The sequence below is a fragment of the Streptomyces anandii JCM 4720 genome, assembly GCF_014650655.1.
Taxonomy (GTDB): Bacteria; Actinomycetota; Actinomycetes; order Streptomycetales; family Streptomycetaceae; genus Streptomyces; species Streptomyces anandii.
Map to the genome: position 1 here is coordinate 30,127 of NZ_BMVJ01000020.1, position 3,726 is coordinate 33,852.

Here is a 3,726-nt window from a genome sequence, read left to right on the forward strand (position 1 = left end):
GCGCCCAGGACCGGGTCGTAGCCCTTCTTGGCCAGCAGCTCCTTGGCGGACTGGGAGAGCTCGATGCCCATGTCCCGGTCCTTCAGGCGCTCGTCCACCTTGCCGATCATCAGGTCGACGATCCGCAGGATGTCCGCCTGCGTGAGCTGCGGGAAGACGACCACGTCGTCGACGCGGTTGAGGAACTCGGGGCGGAAGTGCTGCTTGAGCTCGTCCGACACCTTGTTCTTCATGCGCTCGTAGTTGGTCTTCGTGTCGCCCGTGGCCGCGAAGCCCAGGTTGAAGCCCTTGGAGATGTCCCGGGTGCCGAGGTTGGTCGTCATGATGATGACCGTGTTCTTGAAGTCCACGACCCGGCCCTGGGAGTCGGTCAGACGACCGTCCTCCAGGATCTGCAGCAGCGAGTTGAAGATGTCCGGGTGGGCCTTCTCGACCTCGTCGAACAGGACGACCGAGAACGGCTTGCGGCGCACCTTCTCCGTCAGCTGACCGCCCTCCTCGTAGCCCACGTAGCCGGGGGGCGAACCGAAGAGGCGGGAGACCGTGTGCTTCTCGCTGAACTCCGACATGTCGAGGGAGATCAGCGCGTCCTCGTCACCGAAGAGGAACTCCGCGAGTGCCTTGGACAGCTCCGTCTTACCGACGCCGGACGGGCCGGCGAAGATGAACGAGCCACCGGGGCGCTTGGGGTCCTTGAGGCCCGCGCGGGTGCGGCGGATCGCCTTGGACAGCGCCTTGACGGCGTCGTTCTGGCCGATGACCCGCTTGTGCAGCTCCTCCTCCATGCGGAGCAGGCGGCTGGACTCCTCCTCGGTCAGCTTGAAGACCGGGATGCCGGTGGCCGTGGCGAGGACCTCGGCGATCAGCTCGCCGTCGACCTCCGCGACGACGTCCATGTCGCCGGCCTTCCACTCCTTCTCCCGCTTGGCCTTGGCGGCCAGGAGCTGCTTCTCCTTGTCGCGCAGGGAGGCGGCCTTCTCGAAGTCCTGCGAGTCGATCGCGGACTCCTTGTCCCGGCGGACCCCGGCGATCTTCTCGTCGAACTCGCGCAGGTCCGGCGGCGCGGTCATCCGGCGGATGCGCATCCGGGAGCCGGCCTCGTCGATCAGGTCGATCGCCTTGTCCGGCAGGAAGCGGTCCGAGATGTACCGGTCGGCCAGGGTGGCGGCCTGGACCAGCGCCTCGTCGGTGATGGAGACGCGGTGGTGCGCCTCGTACCGGTCGCGCAGGCCCTTGAGGATCTCGATCGTGTGCGGCAGGGACGGCTCGGCGACCTGGATGGGCTGGAAGCGGCGCTCGAGGGCCGCGTCCTTCTCCAGGTGCTTGCGGTACTCGTCCAGGGTGGTCGCACCGATGGTCTGCAGCTCGCCGCGGGCCAGCATCGGCTTGAGGATGCTCGCCGCGTCGATGGCGCCCTCGGCGGCGCCCGCACCGACCAGCGTGTGCAGCTCGTCGATGAACAGGATGATGTCGCCGCGGGTGCGGATCTCCTTGAGCACCTTCTTCAGGCGCTCCTCGAAGTCACCGCGGTAGCGGGAGCCGGCGACCAGGGCGCCGAGGTCCAGGGTGTAGAGGTGCTTGTCCTTGAGGGTCTCGGGCACCTCGCCCTTGACGATGGCCTGGGCGAGACCCTCGACGACGGCGGTCTTGCCGACGCCGGGCTCACCGATCAGCACCGGGTTGTTCTTGGTACGGCGGGAGAGCACCTGCATGACCCGCTCGATCTCCTTCTCGCGCCCGATGACCGGGTCGAGCTTGGACTCACGAGCGGCCTGGGTGAGGTTCCGGCCGAACTGGTCGAGGACCAGGGACGTCGAGGGGGTGCCCTCGGCAGGGCCGCCGGCGGTGGCGGTCTCCTTGCCCTGGTAACCGGAGAGCAGCTGGATGACCTGCTGCCGCACCCGGTTCAGATCAGCGCCCAGCTTGACCAGGACCTGGGCGGCGACGCCCTCGCCCTCGCGGATCAGGCCGAGCAGGATGTGCTCCGTGCCGATGTAGTTGTGGCCCAGCTGAAGGGCCTCCCGGAGCGACAGCTCCAGGACCTTCTTGGCACGGGGGGTGAAGGGAATGTGGCCCGAGGGCGCCTGCTGGCCCTGGCCGATGATCTCCTCCACCTGCTGGCGGACCGCCTCGAGCGAAATCCCGAGGCTCTCAAGGGCCTTGGCGGCGACACCCTCACCCTCGTGGATCAGGCCCAGGAGGATGTGCTCGGTGCCGATGTAGTTGTGGTTGAGCATCCGGGCTTCTTCCTGAGCCAGGACGACAACCCGCCGCGCGCGGTCGGTGAACCTCTCGAACATCGTTAATCGCTCCTCAGAGCGGTCAGGCAGTGGGGGGAACTTCCCCTCCCTGTCCTTCCGCAGCTTAGTCCCGCAAGCGGGGACCGCTCATTCCAACTGCCGACACCGTCGATGGCCTCCTGACCCCGAACGCCGACATCTGCTCCAACCCGATGGTGCGAGACGATGTTCCCGCAGGCCAGGCAGTTACCCCAGTCGCCAGTACGCCGATGGCGAACGTGAGACTCCTTTGCCCGAGTGCGGTCTGCGTGTCGCCCCCTCCCACTAGGGATGTCTTACCCGGGCCGACTGACACTCCATGCCGCGCGCACCCGTCCCCTCCGCTATGGGCGAACAACTTCGCGCCCCCTCCCGCTTCCGTGCGCCTCCCTGTTCGACACGTTGCGCACGCAGGACGACACTACGCGTAACCAGGGGGCCCTCAGGGCTGTTGCACCAGACATGGCCGGCAGCCTCTCCACACTTCCTCTTCCCGTCCCGCTCCCCCGTCAGCCCCTCGACCCCGGGGGCGCGGACGCCCCGGGCATCCCGGACGACGGCGGGCGGCACTGGTACGAGAACGAACTGGGCTGGGCCACGGTGCCCGGCACACCGGTACGACTTGTCGTGGGCCGCCGCTTCGACGTCCTGGACCTGCCGTTGGAGGCGGGACGGGCGGCACTGCGCCATCTGGGGCCCGGCTCCCCGGTGGCCGTGCGGGCCGACCGGATGCGGCTGCTGCTGGCCGCGGGCAGCGCGGAGGAACTGCCGGGGCTCCTGGAGTGGCTGGAGTGGGGCGCGCTGGACCTGGACCTGGTGGCACTGGGCGCGGGCGCGCTGATGGAGGCGCCGCCGCCGCCCGGCGCGGAACGCGACGGAGCGCGAGGGGTCACGAAACGTGCGCGCGGTTCACAGGGGGCCGCCGTGTGGCTGCGGCCCCCCGAGCCGGGGTGCGAGGTCGAGGCCTCGCTGCCGACGCTGTCGGCGCTGGGGTGCCGTGCGGGCACCCCTGATCTCGTACGACTCGTGGACACGGCGGCGGCGCACTGCCACCGCGTCCGGCTGCGGCGCGCGTGTGCGCGGCAGCCCGCCTTCCCCCAGGGCCTTCGGCCCGGTGAGCGTCAGCCGTTGGCCTTCTCGTAGGCCTCGCGAATGGACGCGGGAACACGGCCGCGGTCGTTGACCTCGTAGCCGTTCTCCTTCGCCCAGGCGCGGATCTGCGCGGTGTCCTGGCTGCCGCCGGAAGAAGCGCGCGCCTTTCCGCGGCCGCCAGAAGCGCGGCCTCCGGTACGACGGCCACTCTTGACGTACGGCTCGAGAAGGCCACGGAGCTTGTCCGCATTGGCGGTGGTGAGATCGATCTCGTACGTCTTGCCGTCCAGCGCGAACGTCACGGTCTCGTCCGCCTCGCCGCCGTCGAGGTCGTCGACAAGAAGGACCTGAACCT

General features: G+C 69.0%; 3 protein-coding genes. 1 reads left to right on the forward strand and 2 read right to left on the reverse strand.

Features of this window, described 5'->3' with window-relative positions:
* The coding region (locus IE249_RS28305) for an ATP-dependent Clp protease ATP-binding subunit (protein ID WP_229859419.1) at positions 1-2,300 on the reverse strand (2,300 nt) is incomplete at its 3' end.
* 441 nt (positions 2,301-2,741) lie between these two features.
* Between IE249_RS28305 and IE249_RS28310 the strand changes: the two genes are divergently transcribed.
* Entirely contained in the window at positions 2,742-3,422 is a 681-nt protein-coding gene (locus IE249_RS28310; protein WP_189709231.1) for an SCO3374 family protein, read from the forward strand.
* Here IE249_RS28310 and IE249_RS28315 read toward each other — a convergent pair.
* On the reverse strand, positions 3,401-3,726 hold a 326-nt coding region (locus tag IE249_RS28315; RefSeq protein ID WP_189709232.1), incomplete at its 5' end, for a histone-like nucleoid-structuring protein Lsr2. The two genes, IE249_RS28310 and IE249_RS28315, sit on opposite strands and share 22 nt — an antisense overlap.